This window comes from Sneathiella sp., assembly GCF_029233945.1.
In the GTDB taxonomy this organism is placed as follows: domain Bacteria; phylum Pseudomonadota; class Alphaproteobacteria; order Sneathiellales; family Sneathiellaceae; genus Sneathiella.
On record NZ_JARGOQ010000051.1, the window covers coordinates 1 to 1845 of the forward strand.

4 protein-coding genes are annotated in these 1845 nt (G+C 58.8%); all 4 read left to right on the top strand.

Annotated features, from left to right (window positions below; translation table 11 throughout):
• A partial coding sequence (locus P1U71_RS14480; protein WP_301106332.1) for a GNAT family N-acetyltransferase occupies window positions 1-363 on the top strand: 363 nt, incomplete at its 5' end.
• 67 nt (window positions 364-430) lie between these two features.
• Window positions 431-1111: an RluA family pseudouridine synthase gene (locus P1U71_RS14485; RefSeq protein ID WP_301106333.1), complete on the top strand. Its 681-nt coding sequence runs from the start codon at window positions 431-433 to the stop codon at window positions 1109-1111.
• Window positions 1112-1186: 75 nt separating this feature from the next.
• Complete coding sequence (locus P1U71_RS14490) at window positions 1187-1573, top strand: DUF427 domain-containing protein (RefSeq protein ID WP_301106334.1); 387 nt, start codon at window positions 1187-1189, stop codon at window positions 1571-1573.
• A gap of 27 nt (window positions 1574-1600) precedes the next feature.
• Window positions 1601-1845: sulfatase-like hydrolase/transferase (locus P1U71_RS14495; RefSeq protein ID WP_301106335.1), on the top strand; the 245-nt coding region annotated here is incomplete at its 3' end.

Genomic DNA, 1845 nt, shown 5'->3' on the forward strand with positions numbered 1-1845 from the left:
GCGGATGCGGAGGATATGTTCGCCCTCGCCACACTCACCAAGCCGGGGCCTTATCTGAAGGACACCCGGCTTCTGGGTACCTTTTTTGGGGTGAAGGAAGACGGCAAACTCATCGCCATGGCGGGTGAGCGCTTCAAGCATCCGGGCTATTCGGAGATAAGCGGCGTCTGCACCCATCCCGATCATCTCGGGCGCGGTCTCGCCCATGCGCTCTGCGTTCATGTGGCGGAGCAAATCCTGGCGCGCGGGGAAACGCCTTACCTGCAGGTTTTTGCGACCAACACCCGCGCCATCCGGGTCTATGAGGATCTGGGCTTCGCCACGCGGACGAAGGTCAATGCGGTGATGCTCGAACGCGCATAAATGGACCAAGACTCGGGCGCGGGCTTTATGCTATTGAAAAGGCGAATTTATTTCGCCGGACGATGCCATGAGTTTTGATTATGCCCCACCCCCACCGCTTGATGAGACTATTCTCTTCGAGGACGATCATATTCTGGCGCTCAACAAACCGAGCGGGCTTCTCTCCGTTCCCGGGCGCGGCGATCATTTGACCGACTGCGCGGAGGCGCGGGCGAAGGCGCATGACCGCAACGCGCGAACGGTGCACCGGCTGGATATGGACACCTCCGGCCTTCTGCTGTTCGGCAAGGGCGCGGAGGCGCACCGCCGATTGAGCCTTCTCTTTGCAGAGCGGAAAGTCGAAAAGCGCTATCTCGCCTGGGTCGATGGCTCCCTGTCTGAGAATGAAGGCGAGATTGACCTGCCGCTCGGGGCGGACTGGCCGAACCGGCCCTTACAGAAAATCGATACGGAAAAGGGGAAGCCCTCCCTCACCTGCTGGCATGTGCTGGATCGGCGCGAGGAGACCACCTTGCTCGCGCTTTATCCGAAAACCGGCCGCACCCATCAACTCCGCCTGCATTGCGCCGCCATCGGCCATGCCATCCTTGGGGACCGGTTTTATTCCGATCCGGCCGTTCGCAAGCGCGCCACCCGGCTGCAACTCCATGCGGAAGCGCTCGAATTTCGCCATCCGATGACGGCGGAATGGATATCGTTACGGGCGCCAATCGACCTTTCCTGTCCTTTGCCTGAAAAAAATCAATAAAAACATCCTTGTAATCAGGGGAGAAGCGCGGTCATACTGATCGCCTGTCCCGCCATGTGATAAGGAGAGACCGACATGGACACAGAAACCATCAGCAGCGCTGCCGAACCCGCCCCCGGCTTCGCCAAAAATCCCGACTACCGGATTGTGCTGGAACGACCGGAGCGGGAATTTATTGCCACCCTGCAAGGGGAGACGATTGCGCGCAGCAACCGCGCCATTATCCTGCGGGAGGGCGATTACCCGACGCTCGTTTATTTTCCGCCCGAGGATGTGCGCCTCGATCAGGCGACGATGACGGATAAGGACACCTATTGCCCCTATAAGGGGTTGGCGAGTTACTGGAGTTTCGGGACCGAGGCCAATATCGCCTGGTCCTATGAGGAACCGTTCAAGGAAATGCTGGAGATTACGGGATACGTCTCCTTCTATGTGGACCGGCTGGACGATCCGGTCATTTGACCCGTAATAGTTAAGAAAAGAGAAGAAATGGGTAGCGTCAGAAATATCCTCTTCATCATGTGCGACCAGCTTCGCGCCGATTACCTCACTTGCGCCGGTCACCCCTCCATCAAGACCCCGAATATCGATGCTTTGGCGCGGCGCGGCGTCAGATTCTCCCGCGCCTATGCCCAGGCGCCGGTCTGCGGCTCATCCCGCATGTCTTTCTATACCGGGCGTTATGTGCAGTCCCACGGCGCGACCTATAACGGCGTGCCGCTTAAAATCGGGGA

Excerpts from the sequence above, each read along its gene's own strand:
- P1U71_RS14490 (WP_301106334.1), top strand. The coding sequence starts at position 1,187 with ATGGACACAGAAACCATCAGCAGCGCTGCCGAACCCGCCCCCGGCTTC.
- P1U71_RS14485 (WP_301106333.1), top strand. The coding sequence starts at position 431 with ATGAGTTTTGATTATGCCCCACCCCCACCGCTTGATGAGACTATTCTC.